Here is a 253-nt window from a genome sequence, read left to right as displayed (position 1 = left end):
TTTTGGACAATGGGGGAAACCCTGATCCAGCCATGCCGCGTGAGTGAAGAAGGCCTTCGGGTTGTAAAGCTCTTTCGTGAGGGAAGAAAAGGTTCAGGCGAATAACCTGGATTGATGACGGTACCTTAAGAAGAAGCACCGGCTAACTACGTGCCAGCAGCCGCGGTAATACGTAGGGTGCGAGCGTTAATCGGAATTACTGGGCGTAAAGCGTGCGCAGGTGGTTTGTTAAGTCAGATGTGAAAGCCCCGAG

At 52.2% G+C, this 253-nt stretch carries 1 rRNA gene; it reads left to right on the top strand.

Annotated elements, in window-relative coordinates:
- A 16S ribosomal RNA gene (locus IV91_RS0114875) occupies positions 1-253 on the top strand; the annotation flags it as partial.

It is taken from the genome of Ferrovum myxofaciens, from assembly GCF_000735045.1.
In the GTDB taxonomy this organism is placed as follows: domain Bacteria; phylum Pseudomonadota; class Gammaproteobacteria; order Burkholderiales; family Ferrovaceae; genus Ferrovum; species Ferrovum myxofaciens.
This window is presented reverse-complemented; position numbering and strand designations above follow the sequence as displayed.